Annotated in this window: 11 protein-coding genes; 4 read left to right on the top strand and 7 right to left on the bottom strand. The window is 60.4% G+C overall.

Annotated features, from left to right (window positions below; all coding sequences use genetic code 11):
* Window positions 1-46: 46 nt before the first annotated feature.
* The 5 genes from OKW35_RS12770 to OKW35_RS12790 form a co-directional block, all read right to left on the bottom strand.
* Complete coding sequence (locus OKW35_RS12770) at window positions 47-2,149, bottom strand: flagellar biosynthesis protein FlhA (protein ID WP_429552199.1); 2,103 nt, start codon at window positions 2,147-2,149, stop codon at window positions 47-49.
* A complete protein-coding gene (locus OKW35_RS12775) occupies window positions 2,146-3,216 on the bottom strand; it encodes an EscU/YscU/HrcU family type III secretion system export apparatus switch protein (protein WP_429552200.1) in 1,071 nt (356 codons plus the stop codon). The genes OKW35_RS12770 and OKW35_RS12775 overlap by 4 nt, the downstream gene beginning before the upstream one ends.
* 2 nt (window positions 3,217-3,218) lie before the next feature.
* On the bottom strand, window positions 3,219-3,971 hold the full coding sequence (locus tag OKW35_RS12780; RefSeq protein WP_429552201.1) for a flagellar biosynthetic protein FliR: 753 nt from the start codon (window positions 3,969-3,971) through the stop codon (window positions 3,219-3,221).
* Between the two features lie 4 nt (window positions 3,972-3,975).
* Window positions 3,976-4,218 (bottom strand): flagellar biosynthetic protein FliQ, encoded by a 243-nt coding sequence (locus OKW35_RS12785; protein ID WP_260321071.1) that lies wholly within the window; start codon window positions 4,216-4,218, stop codon window positions 3,976-3,978.
* Window positions 4,219-4,489: 271 nt separating this feature from the next.
* Window positions 4,490-5,668, bottom strand: a complete 1,179-nt coding sequence (locus OKW35_RS12790; protein ID WP_429552202.1) for a tetratricopeptide repeat protein — start codon at window positions 5,666-5,668, stop codon at window positions 4,490-4,492.
* A 285-nt stretch (window positions 5,669-5,953) separates the two neighbouring features.
* On the opposite strand from OKW35_RS12790, the gene OKW35_RS12795 reads away from it, so the two are divergent.
* The gene (locus OKW35_RS12795; protein ID WP_429552203.1) at window positions 5,954-20,500 is read left to right on the top strand and encodes a LysM peptidoglycan-binding domain-containing protein; all 14,547 of its coding nucleotides are present in this window, start codon (window positions 5,954-5,956) and stop codon (window positions 20,498-20,500) included.
* A 1-nt stretch (window position 20,501) separates the two neighbouring features.
* Window positions 20,502-20,714, top strand: a complete 213-nt coding sequence (locus tag OKW35_RS12800) for a hypothetical protein (RefSeq protein WP_429552204.1) — start codon at window positions 20,502-20,504, stop codon at window positions 20,712-20,714.
* Window positions 20,715-20,780: 66 nt separating this feature from the next.
* Here the strand turns inward: OKW35_RS12800 and OKW35_RS12805 are convergent, their stop codons facing one another.
* Complete coding sequence (locus OKW35_RS12805) at window positions 20,781-21,071, bottom strand: SymE family type I addiction module toxin (RefSeq protein WP_429552205.1); 291 nt, start codon at window positions 21,069-21,071, stop codon at window positions 20,781-20,783.
* A gap of 19 nt (window positions 21,072-21,090) precedes the next feature.
* On the bottom strand, window positions 21,091-22,080 hold the full coding sequence (locus OKW35_RS12810; RefSeq protein WP_429552206.1) for a hypothetical protein: 990 nt from the start codon (window positions 22,078-22,080) through the stop codon (window positions 21,091-21,093).
* Window positions 22,081-22,298: 218 nt separating this feature from the next.
* Here OKW35_RS12810 and OKW35_RS12815 point away from each other — a divergent pair, with 218 nt between their 5' ends.
* Together OKW35_RS12815 and OKW35_RS12820 are read left to right on the top strand one after the other, a co-directional pair.
* The gene (locus OKW35_RS12815) at window positions 22,299-22,643 is read left to right on the top strand and encodes a hypothetical protein (RefSeq protein ID WP_429552207.1); all 345 of its coding nucleotides are present in this window, start codon (window positions 22,299-22,301) and stop codon (window positions 22,641-22,643) included.
* A gap of 424 nt (window positions 22,644-23,067) precedes the next feature.
* Window positions 23,068-23,388, top strand: coding sequence for a hypothetical protein (locus tag OKW35_RS12820; RefSeq protein ID WP_429552208.1), 321 nt, complete (start codon window positions 23,068-23,070; stop codon window positions 23,386-23,388).
* Window positions 23,389-23,658: the final 270 nt, after the last annotated feature.

Here is a 23,658-nt window from a genome sequence, read left to right on the forward strand (position 1 = left end):
AGGAATCCGTTTCAATTTGGCAGGCAGGTGGCAAGCTGCTCGACACTCAGGCGGCGAGCGCTGTAGCGTTCGAGGGCTGCGCGGCGCGCGCGGGAGCCCGAGCCGCAGTTGTGTCGAGACTGACCATCGCGAACGATCTCAGGCTGATCGAGTGCGGAACCTCGTTCATCGACAGCACGGCGAGCCGTGGCGCAACACGATGCGTGAAGGTTTTCAGATGACGACGAATTTCCGGGCGGCACAGCAACGCAGGTTTGAGGTTCTGCCGCATCATCGCGTCGACCTGCGCGGCGAGCCGGGCGAGGAAGCTTTCGGCCAGACGCGGGTCGAGCACGAACGCGCCTGCGCCGTCAGCACCCTGCAGGTTCTGCACGATCGCGTTTTCGAGCGCGGGGTCGAGCGTCAGCACCGCAAGCGCATCGTGATCGCTCTGGATTGCCTGACAGATGCCGTGGCCGAGCCGCTGGCGCACACGCTCGCTCAACGCGGCAGGGTCTTTTTCATGGCGACCCGCGTCGACCAGCACTTCGACGATCAGGCCGATATTGCGGATCGCGACCTGCTCGGTCAGCAGATTCTGCAAGACGTGCTGCACGTCGCTGACGGCGAGCACGTTCGGCACGAGTTCCTCGACGAGGCCGGGTGTGCGTGAACGCACTCCTTCGAGCATCGCGACGACTTCGGTGCGCGACAGCAACGCGGGTACGTTGGCCTTGATCACCTCGGTGACGTGCGTGATCAGCACGGTCAGCGGATCGACCGCGGTGTAGCCGAGCGAGCGCGCGCGCGACAGGTCGGCCGTATCGATCCATACCGCGGGCAGCCCGAAGGCCGGATCGTGAGTGGCGATGCCGGGCACCTTCTCACCCTTGTCCGACGAGTGAATGGCGAGTGTTTTTTCCGGATACAGCGTTGCCTGACCGAAGCGGTCTCCGAACAGCAGGATCCGGTAGTCGTTGGAGCCAAGCTGCGCGCCGTCGCGGAACACCACGGGCGGAATGGACACGCCCATCTCGGCCGCGTACTGTTTGCGAAACGCCGCGATGCGTTCGGCCAGCAAGCTTTGCGTCGGGATCCATGCGGCCGTCAGCGCGGCGCCGAACGACACTTCGATGGCCGGCAGATCGGTGGCCTGGGTGGCCGCGGCCGCGTCGCTGTCGTCTCCGTCCGTCGCGGCCTGGTTATCCGGCGCCGCACTTCGTTTGCGGCGCGCGATCCACCAGGCGCCACCCGCAATCGTTGCAAGGATCAGCACGGGCCACTTCGGCATGCCCGGCAGCGCGAGCAGGCCGGTCAGCGCGACCATGACGAGGATCTGTATCTTCGGGAATTGCACGAGCTGACGCAGCACCTCGTTGCCGAGCTCCCCGTCCGCAGACGAGCGCGTGACGATGATGCCGGTCGCGACGGAAATGATCAGCGCGGGCACCTGCGTGACGATGCCGTCGCCGATCGTCAGCAGCGTGAAGGTCTGCATTGCCTGGCTGAGCGGCATGCCCATCTGCGCGACGCCGACCGCCCAGCCGCCGAGAATGTCGATCAGCAGGATCATGATGCCGGCTACCGCATCGCCTTTGACGAACTTGCTCGCGCCATCCATCGAGCCGTAGAAGCCAGCTTCCTTTTCGAGCGCCTTGCGTCGGCGCTTCGCTTCGTCCTGATCGATGAGACCCATGTTGAGGTCGGCGTCGATACTCATCTGCTGGCCGGGCATCGCGTCGAGTACGAAGCGCGCGGCGACTTCCGACACGCGCTGCGCGCCGGTCGTGACCACCACGTATTGCACGACGATCAGGATGAAGAAGACGATCAGGCCGATGACGAAGTTACCCTGCACGACGAATGCGCCGATTGCCGCGATGACCTGGCCCGCTTCGGCGCCGGACAGGATCAGACGGGTCGCGGCGATGTTCAGCGACAAGCGGAACAGCGTCGCGATCAGCAGCAGGGAAGGGAACGTCGAGAACTCGACGGGTCGCGACACGTAAAACGTCATCAACAGGATCGTGAACGCGAATGCGAAATTGACGATGATGAACAGGTCGAGCGCCCCTGCCGGAATCGGTGTAAACAGCAGCAACAGGATCGCGACGACGGCGAAGACGAGCGCGAGGTCGGAATGATTGCGCAGGCGGGATCGAAGCGTCATGCGGACATCACCTGCGACGGCGCACGTCGCGCCTGCAAATAGATCGCCGCGGTATCGCGATACAGATCGCCCGGCACCTCGCGTTCGAGCACTGCCTTGAAATAGAGCGCGCGGGCGAAACGTGGCGACTCGATGACCGGCACGCCATAGATGAAGGCGAGCTTCTTCAGACGCAGTGCAAAATCGCCGGCCCCTTTGGCGACGACATGCGGCGCGGCCATCCGTGACGGATCGTATTTCAGACCGACCGCATAATGCGTCGGATTCGCGACGATCACGTCCGCGCTACGCACCGCCTTCATGCTGCGCGAACGCTGCAGCAATTCGCGCTGCAACTGGCGGCGCCGCTGCTTGATGCGCGGATCGCCTTCGCGCTGCTTCATTTCCTGCTTCTGCTCGTAGCGGCTCATACCCATCTTTCTCGCGAATGAGCGTCGCACCAGCACCTGGTCGAGCAACGCGAACACCGACGCGGCCGCGAGCAGCATGAAAAGCAGGTGGACGCCGCTAGCGAGCAGCGTCTGCGCAATGCGTACCGCGGACAGGTCCTCATGTGCGAGCGAGACGGCCGCATCGACGATCGTGAAACGGATGATCGCCACATAGACGACCGTCTTGAAGCATGCCTTGGCGGCTTCGATCAGCGTCTGTATCGAGAAAACACGCCTGAGACCTTGCACCGGGTTCAGCTTGCTGGTGTCCAGCCTGAGTGCGCCGGGGGCGAACAGGAAGCCGGTCTGCATCAGCGCTGACAGTAGCGCGCTACCCATCGCAATCGCAATCAGAGGCGCAACCGCGTGCGCGCCCTGCAGCAGCAGCGCCGCGCACGCGACCGGCATCGCACGGCCGCTTGCGTCGAGTGACGCGGCTTCGCTCAGCGCATGAGCGCCGAGCGAAGCGAGACGTGCCGCCATTTCTCCGCCCCACACTGACAGGTAGCCGGTACTCGCAAGCAGGCCGAGCACCATGCCGAGCTCCTGGCTGCGCGGCACCATACCCTTCTTGCGCGCCTGCTCGAGCTTGTAAGCAGTGGCCTGTTCCGATTTGTTCTGTTCCGTATCCGACATGACTAATCCAGGGACGGTACGAAAGCCAATGCGTGCGTCAGCAAACGCAATGTCGCAGGTGCGAGTAGACCCGCTGATAGCGCCATCATGACGGGCGTCGCGATGACTTTGACTTGCAGACCCAACATCAGTGCGTTCATTTGCGGCAACGCGCGGGAGAGAAAGGCGATCGCTACATCGATTAGAAACAGTGTGACCATTGCGGCCGCGATGACCGACAGACCCATGCCGAGCGCAATGCCGAAATAGCCGATCAGCGCATCGGGAGTGACGGCGACTCGCGCGTAGCCGACTGGTATGACGCTCGTTAGCGCAATCAAAAGCCGTACCAGCTCGAGATGACCGCCCGAAGCAAAAAACAGCAGGCCCGCGACGAGCGTGAGTATCGTGCCGAACAGCGGCGCCTGTGCACGCGAACCCGGATCGATCACCATCGCGAGACCGTAGCCGGCCTGGACGTCGAGCACGCGGCCAGCAAACGTTAGCGCCGCAAACGCGGCCTGGAACGCGAAGCAGATCGCGAGGCCCAGCATCAATTCGGCTACAGCGGCGATGAGTAGCGCTGCGCCGTCCATGTAGACGTCGGGTGCAGCGCGATGTGCCAGACATGCGGCGAGCGCCAGCACGAAGCACACGCGGACCCGCGCGGGCACCTGCGTTTGTGAGAACGGCGGCGCAAGAACGAACACCGGGCCGATTCGCAACGAAAGAAGAAGAACGCCGAGCGTCCAGCTCGTGCTGGCTTCGATTGTCATTGCGTTAGCCCAGATCAGGAATGCTGCGGAAAAGCGACGCTGCGAAACCGGTCAGACGCGCGAGCATCCACGGGGCGAGCGAAACCGTCACGATGACGGCGACCGCGAGCTTCGGCACATAGCTCAGGCTCATTTCCTGCAGCTGCGTGACGACCTGAAAGACACTGATCAGCAGACCGACCACGAGCGTGGCAATAACAATTGGCCCCGCAATGAGGAAGCTGTTCCAGAACAGCTGCGTCATCATTTGGAGTGCCTGGTCTGCCGACATGGATGAGGTCCCGTGTTTAAGTGGGCCGCATTATGGGGAGTTTTCTTTCGAATTGGAAGTGGTGAAATTGAAAATAGTAAGGCGAACGGATGAAAATAGTGAGGCAAACGAATCAAAAACGAATGCAATCAGATTAATCAGAGAGGTAGGTGCTTATATCAAAATCAAAATAGTCGATCGTCACGTATTTTTAGGACAGGTTCTATTTCGCAGATGATCGACCATTCGCGAAAAATCAGGCGTTTGCCTATTCCAGTTCTTGTGACGATTTGTTAAATGGAGGGGTCTTATTGCTCCGGGTCACCCTTCTCGCGATCGCTTTTGCAAGCGTATTGCCTTGTGGGTCCAAGGGCCGATTCAATGCCGCATCAAGGACTTGACTCGCTGTAGTTTGATCGCCTGCGGAGGTGCTGAGCAGACTCTTCGCAAGTGCGGCGGACAGACACTCGGGGTCCAGCCGCAACGCCACCTTCGTATGCGCACGCGCCTCGTCGAGTCTGCCTTCGCGCAGCGCCACGATGGCCAGTGCGCCTGGGGCTTCGGCAAAACCGCGATCTAGGTGAGCGCCTTGTTCGAAGCGCGACCGCGCCAGTTGTAGATCGCCATTGAGCAAATGGGCCCAGCCGGCCGCAATCCAGGAGCCCGCATGGGTGCGAAACGATTCGGATGCGGCGTCGATGTGTTGCGCGGCCTGCTCGAAGCGGTGCTGTTCGAGTAGCACGAGCCCTGTGCCGAGAAGCGCGCGGCTGTGTGCCGGCTGGATGCGCAGTGCCTCCGCGAACAGCGCCATAGCGTCGAACTCGCGGCCTTCGCCGAGTGCCAGCAAACCACCTATGGCGAGACCGTCGGGAGAGCTCGTTGCAAGAGACGCGAACTGTTGCGCGCTGTCGGGATGTCCGGCATCGAACAAAGCAGCGGCGAGGAGTCCGCAGACTTCGATGCCGGTCTCCGGATGATCCGCATACCGTTTGCCAACTTCGATGACCTCGTCGAGGCGGCCTTGATGGTGAAGCGACCGCATTTGGAGCGTGATGGCTTGCGGAATCGTTGTCAGCACGCCTTCATCCAGCAGCGCTAGCGTTTCGTCGAAAGCGCCGAGCATGGCGTGCGCATACGCTTTGTTATAGCGAATCGCGGGATGGCTTTCACCGTCCGGTAACGCGGCGAATGCCCGGAGCGCGTCCTCGAATCTGCCACGAGCCATGGCACACAGTCCACGCAGATGCATCGACTCCGGCGGCACCGCACCGAGCGCTTGCTGACGTGCGAGCAGTTCATCGCAACGTTCGAATTGCTGTGCGTCGAATGCGCACGCGGTGGCGTCTCCTAGCAGCGACAGGTTGTTGGGGTCGGACTCAAGGAACGCAAGCAGCCGGGTCAGTCGGGCAGATGCCAAAGCAACGGCGTGTTCGGAAGTGGAGTTCATTTGGCGTCGGGTGTTCGCTGCGTCGGTGGACAAAGCCGAAAGTGAGGGATCGGAAGTGAGTAGCCCTTTTTCTAGCATAGCAGTCTGGAATTGCTGCGGGATCCTTATTGCGAGATCAGGCCGGCAATCGCCGCCACAATTTATGCTTCATCGCACGCAAGGAGGCACGAGATCCTGAGGGCCTGAGATTTTCGCTAAACAGTTCTGAAAATCTTCGGACAACTTGTTCGGAAGCGGTTCGGGAAACCAATCGCGCAAGGCTTAACGAACAGGTACGGGGCATAGATGGTAGCGATCGTCACGGGCAATGGTTTGGGGTTGCAGTCGTCGTCGGCATTGGGGCTTGGAGCCCATGGCCAGGTCGGCAATGCGGCATTCGGGCAGACCGGAGAGCAGCTCTATGTGAACGCGGCGAACGGCAATCTGGTGATTCAGGATCGTGACCAGTTGCTGCTCGGCCAGGGGGTTAACAGTTCGATCTACCGCGCCTATAACAGCCTCGGACAGTTTGCTGGAGACAACTGGCGCCCAGGCGGATCGCGCACGGTGGATGGCCTCACTGGGACGCTGAATAGCATAGGCAGTACGGTAACCCTGACAGACTGGGATGGTTCGAGTACGGTGTACGAGTACGATGCGTCGCGCCAGTTGTATGTGTCGACCGCGTGGCTTGGCGCCAGCGTTGCCCAAGGCGACTTTGAGCCCGGCTATGCCGATGCTACTGGCACAGGGGCGTACGCGACGCTGTCCTTTGATGAGGCGACCCGCAACTGGCAGTGGAACGACGGAAACAACGGGCTGAGCGAGCTTTACGATGCCACGCGAGGCGGCAGGCTCGTGTCAACCCGCGACAGGGACGGCAATACGGTCGGCTACGCCTACAACGCCGCAGGGCAGCTCGCGCAGGTAACGACTGCAGGGGGCGACGTCACCTATCTCGACTACAACGCAGCCGGTCAACTGACGGATCTGCGCTCGGTCTACCGGGGGATGGGTAACAGTCTGGTCACGTCGACCACGATCCGTTACGCGTACGACACACAGGGTCGACTGTCGCGGGTGACAGTCGACCTGAGTCCGGAAGACAACAGCATCGCCGACGCTCACGTCTATACGACGACCTATACGTACGACGGCACGAGCAGCCGGATCGCCTCGATCACCCAGTCGGATGGATCCCAGGTGATGTTCACCTATCTTCAGGTGAACGGCGAGTACCGGGTGGCGACGATTGCCGAAAAGGCCGACGACGGGGTGTTTCGGATCACCACGCTTAGCTATGACACCGCGAACAGGCAGACGACGGTGACCGATCCGCTTGGCTACAGGAAGGTCTTGACGTATGACGATGCCGGCAGGTTGATCAGCATCCGGTCGACTTCGTCTCTGGACGGACAGTGGGTAAACCTGAACTTTACGTATACCGTCAACGGCGACAGCGACCTGCGGATTCTGAATGATGGTAAGGGCAAACCGATCTACTTTATTTACGATGCCGCGGGCAATCTGATCAGCCAATCGGACAGCTCAGCCGACGTTACCCGTACGTACGGGTCGAACAATGAACTGTTGACCGAGACGGTCTTTGACAAGACCAGCAATTTTGCCAATGGTTACGCGAACCAGTACCTGACGACGCGCTATGTCTATGACGCAGCCGGGCATCTGCGATACGTGGTGAGTGCGGCGGGCCGCGTCACGGAGTTCAGGTACAACGCGGCGGGCCAGAAGGTCAGCGAGATCCAGTACACATCGGCGGCATTCGACGTCAGCGCCTTGAGCAACACCGACGCAGTGTCGGAGGCGACGTTGAATGCATGGGCGGCGGGCCTTGTGAATCCCAGCGAGGCGATCCGTATCGATTCGACGTATGACTACCGTGGGAACCTCGCGACGGTCACGCGCTATGAGAAGCTGCTGGCCGACGGCACAGGCGATGTGACGGGAGCAATCATCCAGACACGGTACGTCTATGATGCTGCCGGTCGTCTCCTACAGCGTTTTGCGGGCAGTCCGGGCAACGAGAAGGCTGAAACTTTCACGTACGACGGGCTCGGCCGCCTCCTCTGCGCGATTCAGTTCGACGGCGTCACGACGCTGTATCAGTACGACGATGCGCACCACACGGTTTCAGTCACCTTCAGCAACGGGCTGACGCGTACCTCTACGTATAACGCCGCGGGGGAACTGGTCGCCGTGGTCGATTCGGTGCAGGGCAAAGTGCAGTCGCAGATCAGGAACTACTACGACACCAACGGCCGGTTGCAGATGACGACCGATGCCAATGGACTGAATACGCACTACCTGTACAACGGGCGTGGCCAGTGTGTCGCACAGATCGCCCCTGATGGAACATTGACGGAGTATGTCTACGACACCACATTCGCGAGGCCGCTGCGCACGCTCACCTATGCAACCAGGCTTACGGCCGCGCAACTCGCCTCGTTGACCAACGCCGACGGGACACCCGCCGAAAGGCTGAAATCGGGGGCGTTGCTGACGCTCGACTCCTCGAAGCTGCGCCCGCCTGCATCGGTGGACGACCGGACGGTATGGGCTTTTTATCTCAACAACTTCATCGACCATACCGTTGACGCGGACGGAACCGTCACCCAGGTTCAGTACGACGGCAGCGGACGTCCCGTGGTGAAGACGGTCTTTGCGAACCGGGTCGACACCAGCGTGGCGCGGACACAGGTCTTACCAGATGCCGATCCGGCCAACGATCGCGTCACGCGCTACTTCTACGATCAGGATGGTTTGTTGCGCGGGGAACTTGACCCGGAAGGTTTCCTGACCGAATACCGGTACAACGGCGCAGGGGAGCGTGTTGAGACGGTTCGTTATGCCACGGCAACGGACGCCTCGTTGCGCAGTCAGGGCATGTTTGCGCAGCTGGTTCCCGGTAGCAGCGACGCAGACGCTCACCTGAGCTACTTCTATGACTCGCGCGGCCTGTTGTGTGCAGAAGTCGATGCCGAAGGTTACGTGACGCACTATAGCTACGATGCGTGGGGCAACGTCACACAGCGCGTGCGCGGCCAGCAAGTCGATCTCGGCTCGATGCAGGCGCCACAGCAGATCCCGGTCACGATTAACGTGACCGGGACGCTGGGTTCAAGCGGCAGTGTTGAAATCTGGATCGATGGCGTGCAGGCGGGAGCGCTCACGTTCGACTTCCCATTCGGAGGCTTCGCCACCGGTACGCTTGACGTACCGAACGTAGTGCCGCTTGCGCATCATACGATCGAGTTCCGCTATCCGGCGGACAGCGGCCTCTCGATAGGGTCCGCAACCTTTGGCGCATCCTGGCTGAGCAAGGCTGACGAGCTGAGCACGCCGGTAGGCGGTAACCCCTCGCAGCAAAGCCTGCGCTATGTGCTGCGGGCCGACGCCATGCTCGCGTGGACAAGTCGTCCCGGGCAGATGGAGTTCACCTACTACACCTACGACGCAATGGGACGGCTCACGGGCCGCACTACGTATTCGCAGGACGGTATGGGCGGCAATGTCTCCACTAGCTGGACCTGGGACGACGAGGGCCGCGTGGCCAGCGAGACGACCGCTGGGCGCACGACGACCTACCGCTACGATCTGCAGGGACGGCTGATTGCGCAGCTGGGCGGCGAAGGCAGCACGGCGCTCGCAGCGCTTGGCGCGAACGCAACGCTTGCACAGATCGATGCCGTATGGCAATCGTGGGGGGTGAGCTACACGTACGACGCGGCGGGCCTGCGCACCTCCATGACGGACGCGAACGGCAACACCACGTACTACTACTACGACGTGGCGGGCCACCTCACCCACGTTGTCAATCCGATCGGCGAAGTCGTCGAGTACCAGTATGACGCATTCGGTGACGTGACGGAGACGCTGGTCTACGCGACGCGCGTTGCAGCGGACACGCTGGCCAGTCTGGTAGGCGGTCTCCTGCCCGACCCGCTCAGAAGCACCCTCGCGGTGCTGGGTGATGATAGTGACGTCACGCGCACTGCTTTCACTTACAGCGCCGCCGGCCGCCTCGTCCAGCGTACCGATGCGTTAGGTCTGAGCACACGCTATACCTACAACACGTTTGGCGAGCAGATTTCCACCGTTCGTGACATTGCCTCCAATGTTCAGGTGCGAGACACGATCGACTACGACCGGCTCGGTCAGGCGATCCGCCATACGTCCGACGCGGGCGGCCTCAACCTGATCACTCAGGCAATCTACGACGCGTTTGGGCGTGTGATCGAATCGATCGATGCCAACGGTGTGCTGCGCCGCCAGGACTACGATCGCAACGGCAATGTGGTGGCGGTGACCGACGGCACTGGCGCGCGTATGCACATGACGTACGACGCGTTCCGCAACATGCTCACCCGCACCGACGCGACGGGCAGCACGACGACATGGTCATACTCGGAGTTCGACCGCGCGGTGACAGTGACGACCGCCGAGGGCATCAGGACCACATTGACGTACAACGACGCCGGCCAGATCGTGACGCTGACCGACGGGCGCGGCAACACGACAGGCTACACGTACGACCGTGACGGCAACCTGGTCAGCACGGCCGATGCAACCGGTGCGACGACCACGCAAAACTACGATCACGCAGGCCATCTGATCGATACGGTTGACGCGCGCGGTGTTCACACCACGTATAGCTACGACGCGACGGGCCGCGTGCTGAGCTGCACAGTCGACCCGAGCGGCCTGAATCTCACGACCCGCTACGAATACGACGGCAAGGGTCAGGCGACCCGAGAGACGGACCCGTCTGGCGTCGTGACTGAGACCCGTTATGACGCAGCCGGACACACGGTTTCCGTGACGGCCGACGTAGGTGGACTGAACCTGTTGACGACGTTTGCGTACGATGGTGTTGGCAACGTCCTCACCGTGACCGAAGGTGCGGGCAGCAGCAACCCGCGTGTCACGCAGAACGTATTCGACAAGGCGGGGCGGTTGACCAGTACTGTCGTCGACCCGGCAGGACTCAGCCTCACAACAGGCTACGCATACGACGCCAATGGCGATGTCGTGTCCGTGACCGATGCGGCGGGTGGCGTCACGCGCTACGTTTACGATGAGGAGGGGCGGCAGATATGGTCGGTCGGACCGACCGGCGCGCTCGTCAGGAGCGTGTACGACGCCGCAGGGCTTGTCGTCGCGCGAACGGCGTTTGCCTTCCCTCTGGACGGTTCGCCGGACAATCTGACCGACGCGTACATCACGGGAAGTCAAACGGTTCAGCCGCTGCTCGACCAGACCACGCAATACGTGTATGACGCAGACAGCCGCTTGCGCTACGTGGTGAACGCGCTGAACTACGTTGCCGAGAACGTCTACGACGCCAACGGCAATGTGATCAGCACGATCACGTATGCAAGCCCCGTCAATATAGCGGGTGCCCTCACCGTCGACGCCGTTGCCACAGCGCTGAGCGCCCAATCGGCTCAGGCGCATGCGAGCGATCGCACGACGCGCATGGTTTATGACGCGGCAAACCGGGTGGCAGCCAGTATCGATGCGCTCGGCTTCGTCACATCCAACCGTTACGACGCCGGCGGCAATCTCCTCGAACGCACACAGTACCAGACGCCGTATGCGGGGGCTGGCATTCCAGACGCCTCGACGCTGGAGCTCTGGCTCGCCTCACCTGACGTCGCGAAGCCATCCGGGGATCGCGCCACTACGTGGATTTATGACACCGCCACCCGGCCGGTCTATGTGATCGATGCCGAAGGCTACGTCACGGAGCAACGTTACGATCCAGCGGGCCATCTGCTGACGACCATCCGCTACGCGGACAGATACGAAGCGGCGCGCAGCGCCAGCCAGAAACAGGCTGCCGCACTTCTGCCGCAAATCATTCCGGCTTCGGCGGCCGCGACGGGATACGACTATGACAGCGCCGGACGTCTGACGGGCACGACGAATGCGGCAGGCGTCGTCACGCGCTATGAACTTGACGCGCTGGGACGCGCGGTGAACACGAGCGTGGCCGATGGTCTGCCCGAACAGAGCGTCACGCACGCGGTATTCGACGCAGCTGGGCGCATGATCGAACAGACCCGCGCGTACGGTACGTCAGTCGCTGCGACATCACGTTACACGTATGACGGGATGGGACGTGTGACTGCTGAGACCGACCCTCGCGGGGTGGAGCTTTCCGAGCGGGACACCGCCTGGGCACTTGCCGAGCGCAAGGCGCGTGGCTATGTCGACGCGAATGGCGAGGCGCTCGAGGCAGCAGCGCTCAGTCCCAGCCAGCGGAGCAATCTGCAGGCGGCGTATCGCATGCGCTATATCTACAACGCGAGGGGTGATCTACTGGTTACGGCCGATGCGCTCGGCTATATAACCAGTAACACCTATGACGCTTTCGGCAATAGGGTGACGGCGGCCGACCAGAACAGGAACATCATCAGCCAGATCTCCTACGACGTGCTGAACCGCGCGGTGCAGGTCGTCTCGCCGACGGCGAGCATCGTGCTGACCGAATACGACGCGTTTGGCAATGCGGTCAAGGTGACGCAGGATACGAAGGCGGTCACCCGCATGGAGTACGACCGGCTCGGCCACCTGGTGAGGTCGACCGACGCCGAGGGCTACGGCGAAATCTACGCGTACGACGCATTCGGCAACCGCACCGGCTATACGAACAAGGTCGGCGGGCAGTTTTCTTATACGTATGATCGCCGTGGACTGATGCTGTCGGAAACACCACCGGTTACTTCGGGTGGCAAGGCGGTTGTCAACACGTTCGAATACGATGCGCGCGGCAATCGCATCGCGACGATCGAAGCGCAGGGGCTCAAAGAGGAGCGTGTTACGCGCTATGGGTATGACCTGCTTGACCGGCAGATCACGCTGACCGGCGTGTCGGTGTACCAGGCTGGCTTTCCTGCGAGCACGACCGAGACACGGGTCTATGACGCGCAAGGCAATCTCACATCGATTACCGACGCGAATGGACATACCACCACGTTGTACTACGACGTGGCGGGCCGGAAGACTGCGCAGGTCAGCCCGACCGGCACGCTGACGCTATGGGCGTGCGATGCGGTGGGCAATGTCGTCGCGACGAAGGTCTACGCGGATCCGATCGTGGCGCAACCTGGTTCGCAACCGCCTGTGCCTGCCGATGCGGCCAACGTGCGCGAAACGCGATACGTCTACGACGCGGATAACCGGCTCACTCAGTCCCGCGTGCAGAATGTAGCGACAGGCTACTTCGATCCGAGCGCGGGTGACGACGCGCGGGGCGAATACTTCATCACGTCTGGCAGCGAGCTGGTGACGACGTGGGAATACGATGGTTGCGGCCAGGTTACCGCGACCGTCGATCCGGCCGGCAATCGCACAACCTATTTCTATAACAAGGCCGGACAGAAGACGCTCGAAATCGACGCGAAGGGATTCGGCATCGCGTACACGGTGAATGCGCAAGGCAACGTCACGCAGGAAACGCGGTTTGCACTGCCGTTCCCGGACCCGGTTTCGGCGAGCGCCTCCGTCAATACCATCGTCAGTTCGTGGCCCCGCAGCCCCGACGATCGCATCACCAACTACACCTGGGACAACAACGGCCGGTTGCTGAGCGAGTCGCGCGTCGGCGTTGAGTTCGCGAAGGTCGACGCCAACGGCAAGCTCGTGCAGTCGACCGGTGACGCCACGTCGAACTATTCATACGACGGAGAGGGGCACCTGCTGCGCAAGGTCGACGCGAACGGCAGCCAGTACGACTTCACCTATGACGCGCTCGGACGTCTGACGGGCGAGATGCTGCCGCAGTTCGCCGACTATCAGAACCGGCAGGTGCGCGTCACGACGCTATACGACTACGACGGCCTGAACAATGTCGTCAGGGAAACCCGCAAGGGTGAGTCGGACCAGGTGACCACGTACCTCTACGACGCGGGTGGTCGACTTCATTCGAAAGTCAACGCGCTGGGTGTGGCGACGAATTTCCGGTATGACGCCGTGGGCAATGTCACGAGCGTCTTCTATCTACGCAGCGATGTGGACGGGAACCAGCGGCTCGACTCCACCACAATCACCTATGACGCGGAAAACCGCGAAACTTCGCGCTTCACCCAAACGAGTGACGCAGCGACGGGTGCACGGGTGTCAACTGGTGCACTGATCGAGCTGCGCTACAACGCATATGGCGAGCCGACCGGACGGCGCACCGGAGGCGGCGGCGCGAACGGTGAATGGCAGGAATATGCGGACTATGACAACGCCGGCCGGGTGGTGCGCACGAACTTTGATGACGGGGTGTCGCATCTGTTCATGTATGACCGCAATGGCAATGCGACGCTGAAGGTCGAGTCGATGGAGAACGATCTGCGCTATCGCGTGATCACGACCGGGGACGATCTCGTCGCGCTGCTGCAGAGCGTCGACATGATGCAGACTTACACGCGCTATGACGAGCGGAATCAGGTGATTCAGATTCGGCAGCCGAAGACGTCGGGCGGCATACCTACTATCAGCTTCAGTCCGGTGGATATTCCGATCGATGGCGGGGTATTCGCGAATACACAGTTGAGCATCGCGGGGTGGATCGATTCGTCGAATCGACCGGTGACGGGGCCTGCGTTGACGGTGGTGGGAGGGGACGCTGGAGTTGTCACTGGGGAACTGTCCGCGCCGGTGCAGATTCAGATTAGCGCAGGCAGGTTTAGTGCGAATCTGGATGCATTGTCAGTCTCGTTGCCTGACCTCGGGGCGATCTACGGTGCTTACCAGGTCGAGGTCGAGGTGCAGTATCAGACAACGAGGGATTGGACTGCGACATCGACCGGCGTGTATGACTATATCCATCCACAGTATGTTTCCGGCACAGCTTCTTCGGTGGTGCCTTCCGGTGCCCAGACGGTAAGCATTCCGATCAACGCGATCATTACAGGTAACGAACAGAGTGGCTTCATCAGTGCTGTCGATCTGACCTATACGCTGGCAATCTACCTGACGCCCCTGAGTGGTGGTGGCGAGCGGAATCTCATTGGAGCTACAACGCAGACTGTTGAAGTATTGCCGCAGAGGTCTGCGGCAACGGATATTGGTGCGGTGCTCAGGGACTCGAATTCGGGCGTGATTGATGGCGGGTCGGTGTCACTTAATCTCGAATCAACGTTCGCGCCAGTGCAGATTCAGATTAGCGCGGACAGGTTTAGTGCGAATCTGGATGCATTGTCAGTCTCGTTGCCTGACCTTGGGGCGATCTACGGTGCTTACCAGCTCGAGGTCGAGGTGCAGTATCAGACAACGAGGGATTGGACTGCGACATCGACAGGCGTATATGACTTTACTCATCCACAGCGTGTTACCGGCACGGCCTCTTCGGTGGTGCCTTCCGGTGCCCAGACGGTAAGCATTCCGATCAACGCGATCATTACAGGTAACGAACAGAGTGGCTTCATCAGTGCTGTCGATCTGACCTATACGCTGGCAATTTACCTGACGCCCCTGAGTGGTGGCGAGCGGAATCTCATTGGAACTACAACGCAGACTGTTGAAGTATTGCCGCAGAGATCTGCGGCAACGGATATTGGTGCGGTGCTCAGGGACTCGAATTCGGGCGTGGTTGATGGCGGACTGATATCGCTTGGTGGGGATTTCGAAACTTTGACCGTCGCGCGAAGCTCGCTGCCGGCCGGAGCTCAGGGGATGTTGTACTACCGCCCCGCCGGGTCAACGGCCAACTTCCTTCAACTGGTTGACAGAGCCGGACTATCTGCGAACTCGTACAGCGCCAACATCAGCAATCTGCCCGATGGCGACTACGAGATGATCTTCATCGCGGTGAGTAACGGCGATGACGGTCATGGTCCAAATACGCTGCTGCGCCGCGACAGTTACGAGGTTCATCTGGATCGGGTGACCGGCTCCAGCGTTAAGCAGACGGAATTAGCGTACTACAACGAGAGCTCGCGTCCCGGCTTTCGCGTCGATTCGACCGGAAGCTACATCTGGTCAGCGCCGCAAGTGCTGAACATTTACGCGCTGCAGAGCACGGAGATGGACTCGGCTGATCATATCGTCGTGCACCTGCGCGACCCAAACAATGCGGGCTGGCAACTCGACTACCCGGTCTGGCGCGATCCGGTCACCGGCGCGTTCCAGATCGACATGGGTTCGCTGGGCGGCGGAATCTATGAGATATCGCTCGACCTGTTCGATCCGGCCGGCGCACAGATCGATGCGTTGCGCGGCACGGTCAATCTGCCGGGCAATGGTCAGTCGCCGTCGTTTGCCCTCGGCTATCTTGTGGACCTGAAATCGACGGTCGTGTTTCATGCCCAACCGGCAGGCACTGACCACATGGTCATATCGTGGGACCAGGACGGCGTCACACAGTACACGACGTTGTACGGCATGGGCGGCGACTTCCTGTGGGACACAACGAACGCGGGATTGCAGCCGGACACGGTCTATGCGATCAAGTTCACCGCCTACGACACGGCGGGCCGCCCGCTGTCGATGGGACAAGGCGACATCAGGATCGGTGTTAACACGACTTCCGAAGTGACCTTGACGGGTAGCGCGCTGCCGTCGATCTTCGAGTTCTCGCCAACCGATAGTAATGGGGCAAGGCTCGATAACGTCGAAACGATCACGCTTTACTACCGCGAATCGACCAAACAGGACGGCGACTATGATCGGCCGTTCAAAACGGCGATCCTCACTCGCGACGCTGCCGGCCGCTTCCTGTTCGACGCGGGCGATCTGCCGACGAACGTCGAGTACGAGTACCGCTACCTCGCAATGGACGCCGCGGGCAACGTGCTGATGGAGCGCCAGAGCTACTTCCTCACCGGCACGCGTAACAACCCCGTCACCAATGTCGACATCGTCGGAGTGATCGAGGAACTGGCGAAGGACATGACGATCGACCGTCTGCAGCAGCACGACGCGTTCGGTGAGGTGTCGGCGGAGAGGGACGGGCGCGGCAACTGGACCTACTCGTCGTATAACACGATGGGTTCTCTCACGCTCAAACGCGAGCCGACTGTCATGGTCACGCTGGAGAACGGGGCGCAGATAGAGATGGCGCCGCTCACCACGTACTACTACGATCTGACCGGCAACCTGGTGGGGCTGAGGGACGCCAACGGCCACCTGAGCACCCAGCAATGGAACTACGGTCTCGCGCAGCCGGCGGTGGCGCAGTCGTGGGATGCGATGGGGTTCAGCAAGAACTTCTCGTATGACGCGGTGGGAAATCTGCGCGTGTCGACCGACGAGCTGGGACGACGCACCGATTACACGTACGACAGGGCCAACCAGCTGATCGAGATCGCCCGGCCGGTGTTAGCCAACGGGCAGCGCAGCATCGACCGCTATGAGTACGACAGTGCGGGTAACCGCATTGCCCACACGGACGCGTTGGGCGGACGCGAACGCATCTACTACGACGCCGACGGTCGTATCGTGAAGACCGTCAGCGCGGCGGGCCGCACGGTGCAGTACGACTACCGCTGGGCGAGCACGATCAGCTCGATCGGCTCGGTCGCGAGCGGTGGATGGGTAAAGACGACGATCGATGCGAACGGCCGCTCGATGGTCGACGAGGTGGATCTGTTCGGCCGGGTGACGAAACATACCGATCTTGGTGGCCACGTGTTCCAGTACACGTACAACTGGGCCGGTCTGCTGACAAAACAGGAAGGCACGAGTGGCCAGCATGTCGAATACAGCTATTACTCGCACGGTCTGGTGCGCTCGATCATGGATTACGGCACGCAGACCCAGTCGCTCTACGAATACGACGGCGACGGCAACCGTACGGCGGAATTTTTCACGGACTTCGGCAACTCGTACGTGTTCGCGCAGTCGCGGGTCGAATACGACGCCCTGAATCGCGTCGTGGCGATCCGTGACAACAGCTACCAGGTCGGTTACGAGTACGACGCGCTCGGCAATCGCCGCCGGATGATGGCGACGTACACGGACATGGTGGGTTATCACGCGACGGAGCAGGAGTACTGGTACGAGTACGACGCGTTGAACCGCTTCACGGTCTCGATGGGATCGCTGTCGGGCACGCGCGCCACCGATCCGGACGACACCAGTGTGCATATCGTGGCGGGCGCGGCCGGCGGCGACGGCGTGCAGCTTGGCTATAACGCGGCCGGCGAGCGGACGATGGCGGTCTATGCCAGGGATGGACGCACGGAGTACTACACGTACGACGCGAACGGCTTGCTGGCGACGCAGACGGTCGACGGCATGATGATCCAGCAGCGCACCAATGATCTGCTGGGGCGCGTCACGGAGACCATCGAACGGGACAGGAGCAGCGGTCAGATCGTGACGGCGGTGACGCGCGACTGGGACGCCGACAGCCAGTTAATGTCCGAGCACGACAATCTGAACAGCACGACGACGACCTATACGCGCATGGCCGACGGCACGCTCGGGCAGATTGCCACGCGGCCCGACAATGGCAGCGGCGCGACCATGACATCCACCTATTCGTACGAATGGTGGGACAGCGCGAAACAGAGCCAGATCCTGGCGCAGGGGAGCAACCCGGACGCGCCGGGCTGGAGACCGGCATCGAGCTATTTCAACTACGACGTCAACGGCAACCTGAAGGCCACCTACGACGATGGTGGCGGCCAGGCGGGCAGCGCACGCGCGTTCACGTACTACACGGATCTGCGCGGCCAGGTGCAGCGGCGCGACGAACTGGTGGGCGTGACGGTGGCGGACGAGGGCACGATCCGGGGCGCGACGGGGGACAGGAAACACAATTACTACTACCTGAACGGCAACCGGGTGGGCAACCAGGGCAACGACGGGGTCGAGACGGTTGACTACGTGCAGGAGCTGGCCGGCAAGCTCGCGAAGGGCAGCGAGAGTCAGTACAAGGTGTTCACGCCGGTGGGCAGCGCGGACTTCGACGAGAACTTCATGGCGATCAACGGGGTGTATCCGGGCGTGAGCCCGGGTACCTGGACGGTGCGCGATGGGGACACGCTGCAGTCGATCGCGTCGTCGCTGTGGGGGGATGCGACGCTGTGGTACATCCTGGCGGACGCGAACGGGCTGAAGGGCGATGACGTGCTGAAGGCCGGGCAGATGCTGACGGTGCCCAACCAGGTCACGAACGTGCACAATACGGCGACGACGTTCAAGCCGTATGACCCGGGCAAGGCGATTGGAAACACCCAACCGACCTTGCCGGATCCGCCGCCTCCGCCGGGGAAGGATGGGGGATGTGGTGGGGTGGCCCAGATTTTCGCGGTAGTCATCGCGGTCGCGGTATCGGTCGTGTCGATGGGTACGGGCAGCATTGTTGGCGCAATGCTGATTGGCGCCGCGGGAGCGGCCGCGACGCAGGGCGTCATGATCGCCGCAGGCGAGCAGCATGGATTTGACTGGAAGGGGATGGCAATTGGAGCTGTGTCAGCTGGTATCGGGGCGGCGGCGGCCCCTGCCACCAGCTTCTGGACCGCGGCTGCTCAGGGGGCGGTGCGTTCAGCCGCGACTCAGGGTATGGCGCTCGCTGTTGGTGCTCAGCGCGGGTTTGACTGGAAGGGCATGGCAGCGTCCGCTGTGGCATCTGGAGTCGGCTTCCAGGCGGCACGGACGATTAATGTCGGCGGCAGCAACGTGGGCTTTAACATGGGCTCGGATCCAGGCAGGTTTGTAACGGGCATGGGTGCGGGAATAGCTGCAGGGGCTGCTAGTACAATCGTGCGTGGTGGGAGCCTTGGGCGCAATGTTGGGGCGATCACGATGGATGCCATCGCCAGCACCATTGGCAATCTGGTCGTCGACAATGTGCAGGCCGGCTCCGTTGGGAAAACCGATACGACGGCGCAGCGTGTGCAGGACGCGATCGACGGCATGAACGGGCAGGTCCTGCCGGGCGGGATCGGTGGTGTGGGTAGTGGGTTTGTTGCGCCAACGTATAGCAGCAATGCTGCGCTGTTCGGCGCATACGGTGGGCTGGTCGATAGCAGTGCATCGTCATACAGCGCTTCGTCGGCCCTGTTCGGTCCATCAATGGGGTTGCAGGACCGGCAGCGACCGATCATGCTGGCCGATGCGGGTGGCAATCCGGACAATACGTTGCTTGCGTGGGAGCATGCGAAGCAGGCTGCATCGGACAGTTTCAACTTTGTGAAGGGACTGGCCAATACACCGATTCAGTTCGTGAATGGCGGTCTGGATCTGGGGCACGCGGCGGTGGCAGGCCTGGAGGCTGTGGGCGTATTCCCGCCGGGAGCATCGGCGGGTAAGACGCCGCAGATTCCGTATTTCCAGGCTGAGGATACCTTCGCAGCGCGTTCGGGCAACGCGGCGGGATTTGCGTTAAGCATGTTCGCGCAGATACCCGAACAGATCGCCGCGAAAGGGGTGGGGCTGCTTGATGCGGTGTTGTCGGGGCAGTCAATCAGGACAACGGGAACACTTGGGGAGCTGGGAAAGGTCGATAGCCTTTTATATGGCGCTCGTGTGGGAGAAGGGTTGCCTGGGGCAACTGGTGTTCCCATTGCAAACAGACCGACACCGGCGCAACTTGAAGCGCTTACCGTCAAGCATGATGTTGAGTTTGCGGTGACCTATCAGCTTGGGCCGGGTAAGGGCGGCGGCGGTCAGTACTTCCTGTTCTCGGGCGAGGGGCGTTCTGTTGATATTCCGATTAGCCGCGATAGTATGCTGATCTACCATACCCATCCAGGTGGAACGCCTTGGGCAAGTTCGCCAGATATGCAAATCATGCGCTATTTAGAGGCAGTAGGATCGCCGCAACGCAGCTCACAGGTTGTTCCTGTTGGGAATGACGTGATCAGATTTAACAAGAGTTTGCCGAGGTTTTAAAATGGATGAACGGTTACAGCAGTATGAATATTTGTGGGACGGTAGCCAGCCACAATGGGCATTGCTGAGCGATGGCACTGGTGCTGGTTATCTAATTGTGAATACCGTTTCAAAGATGGGAAAGATAATTGAGGATGACGTACTGGCACAGAAAATAATTGAGAAAATGCTTGCGACAGGAGTCAGGGTTGTATCTATAGGTAATGGTTTTTAAAAAGATCTGGCAGCATTAAAACAACAAACCCAGCCTTTGTGCTGGGTTTGTTGTTTGTGGAGTTGTTCAATCGGGTGTGGTGACGAGTCTGCCGTGCTGGACCTCGATCCTCACGCGCTGACCGGGTTGGAAGCCGGCGTGTTCAAGCCACATGCCGGCGATGCGCAGCCACGGAAAAAACCTTGGTGTTCGCCAAGGCCTGCCGGGTTTCGGTGAGGGTCGCCAGCGCATGAGCTGCTGGACGGTGGCGTATCGCTCGGGATGAGCGTTCAATGCATTAAGATTGGCATCAGCCATGATCAACTCCTTGAGTGAGTTGGTGGTGGTCAGCGGGCGGTGAGTGTTGGTAGCACTCATCGCCCGCGCTTCGTTTACGTCACTTCAATCTGGACGACCATCGTTCAGCTTCGTACTTGATGATCATGCCTTCGAGCAGTTGCTTGATAACGGACTGCTGCTTCTTGGCAATATGGTGGTGAGCCAGGTTACGCTCATCACCACGTCCCTTGTTCGCGAATACCGGTGGAATGGAGACGCTTCCTGTGGCTTCATCGATAAATAACCGGCGATTACCCTCGCCCTCAATACGGAAGACAGTGATGGTACTGGGTTCTCTCGCTGCACCTACACCCCGTCCGCCGAGCAGCAGCCCGACTCCAAACTCCGCATAACTCGACGCCTCCGAGTTGTACGGAATTTTGGCACCCTCAAGGAACGGCACATAGTCCGGCGTACCAGGTAACGCCCCGCTGAGCAGGTTAACACCACCCTCGAATGTGTTCAGCGCCAGATTGACGGGAAGCTTTGGAACATCGGCAAGCCACGAGCGCCCCAGATCATATTGGGCATGTCCTGCAGTACTGTTGCCCTGCTGATCAAAGCCACCCCGCACATCCGTGGTTAGCCGCTTTTGTGCATCCCACGCGTATTTCAACGCGTCTGCATCATCGCCCGCCAAACCAATCGAACCGGCAGTGCCTGAGCTGTCCCACGTATAACGGAATCCATCGCCTCGGCCCAGGGGCCCAGCAGCAGAGAGACCAAGGTTCGGACCATAAAGCACCGCAGCGCCGCTGTAAGGCTCTACGACTTGACTCGATTCATAGGCGCTGCGCGCAGTCGTACCAGTCAGGCTATCGAGCGTATCCAGCGAACCGCCCATGCCAAACAGTGCAGCGTTACTGCTATACGGCGGCGCTACGAACCCACTGCCCACACCACCCAACCCGCCCGGCAGGATCTCGCCATTCATCGCCTCGATCGCCTGCTTCGTGTAGTCCGTTTTCCCGACACTGCCCGCCTGAACCTGTATCTGAATTTCGGTGACGAGGCGCGTGCTCAGAGTTTCCTGGAGCAAAGATTGCATCAATTCCCTGATAACACAATCAAGACTTTTACAGTCCCGAAGTCATTCGTTGATCAATTGCGCACTTCCGCAGTTCAAGAGGGCAGGCGATCAATCAACCCCGGGAAAGCAGTGGTTGCCGATCCGACAAAGGCACGTGACCAGTTCGGGCTTAGTCAGCAGCAGATTGAGCAATTGCGGAGAGTTATCATTCCCGGATCTGGTAAACAATATGTTCAATGAACGACATGGAAAATCATCTTTACGAGTTCCGAATGAGGCTCTTGCGTGGCGAGGGTTGTGACATGGCAGAAGGAATCGATGGGGCACATGTCGCGTGTTATGCAAGTGCATCGACATATGAAGCGGCCGTCAAAAAAGGGGTGGTTGCTGCCTCTCATATGCACTACGTATTCGACAATATCGAGGGAGACGTGCGTGAAATTCCCGTGGCCTCATGGGGTGCCTACGTTGAGAGAGTCTGGCCGGAGTTTGCGAGTCACTTTCCGTCTCAGGATGAGTTGCCGTCCCTTGTTGAGCAGGGAATAGTGTTCTTCGGGCCATTTGCGGGCTTTAAGAAGTAACCCGCTACAGATGAGCAGAGTGATATTTAGCTGCTAGAAAACCCGAAGGGCCGCGTAAGCGGCCCTTCGTTCGTCTAGCTGTGATCGGGTTTGTCGTGTGGGGAACTGATTAGTCCGGGATGAGCGAGTTGCGCTGGCTGATCTCCGTCTCTGTCATAGGCCTGCCTGCGACGGTGTAGCTGCGATCCGGGGTAATGATGACGTGGCCGAACCTGTGATCGACGCTGAACATGACGTGCTGGCCGGGCAGGAAGCCCAGGTGTTCGAGCAGTGCATCGGTGATCTGAGTACAACATGTCCGTAGAGGGGATGTCACCTGTTCATGCTGCTAGCAATACACCATTGGGCAAATCACTGGCCAGTCTTGGATATAGGCAGATTGAAGTGAACGGTTACCATATAACGGCTAGATTGGGGAATTGACGTGAGTGCTGCTGACAAGGAAACCGTCCTGAAGTTAATGGAAGAAGGGAAAGCATTGGATTTGGTGGATTTAATTCTAGGAGATTCACCATATCGTGTTACTGGCGAAGTGGAATTCGCCAGTAACGAAGAACGTGATGCTTACGTGATGACCATCGAGCACTTGCGCTTCGTAAGCAAGTATGGAACACAGCCAGGCCCGGTCAAGGAGAACGGTCGGGTGCACTTCACATACCTGGACTACTTCGAAAGGTGGTTTCAACTGGGAACACCGGGGCTCACGCAGGAGGACTTGCTAAGCTACCTGAACAAAGCGGCGTGATAGCGGCAACCTGGTGGGACTGAGGGACGCCAACGGCCACCTGAGCACCCAGCAGTGGAACTATGGTCTCGCGCAGCCGGCGGTGGCGCAGTCGTGGGATGCGATGGGGTATGGCAAGAACTTCTCGTATGACGCGGTGGGAAATCTGCGCGTGTCGACCGACGAGCTGGGACGACGCACCGATTACACGTACGACAGGGCCAACCAGCTGATCGAGATCGCCCGGCCGGTGTTAGCCAACGGGCAGCGCAGCATCGACCGCTATGAGTA

Source organism: Paraburkholderia sp. MM5477-R1 (assembly GCF_050436385.1).
GTDB lineage: Bacteria > Pseudomonadota > Gammaproteobacteria > Burkholderiales > Burkholderiaceae > Paraburkholderia > Paraburkholderia tuberum.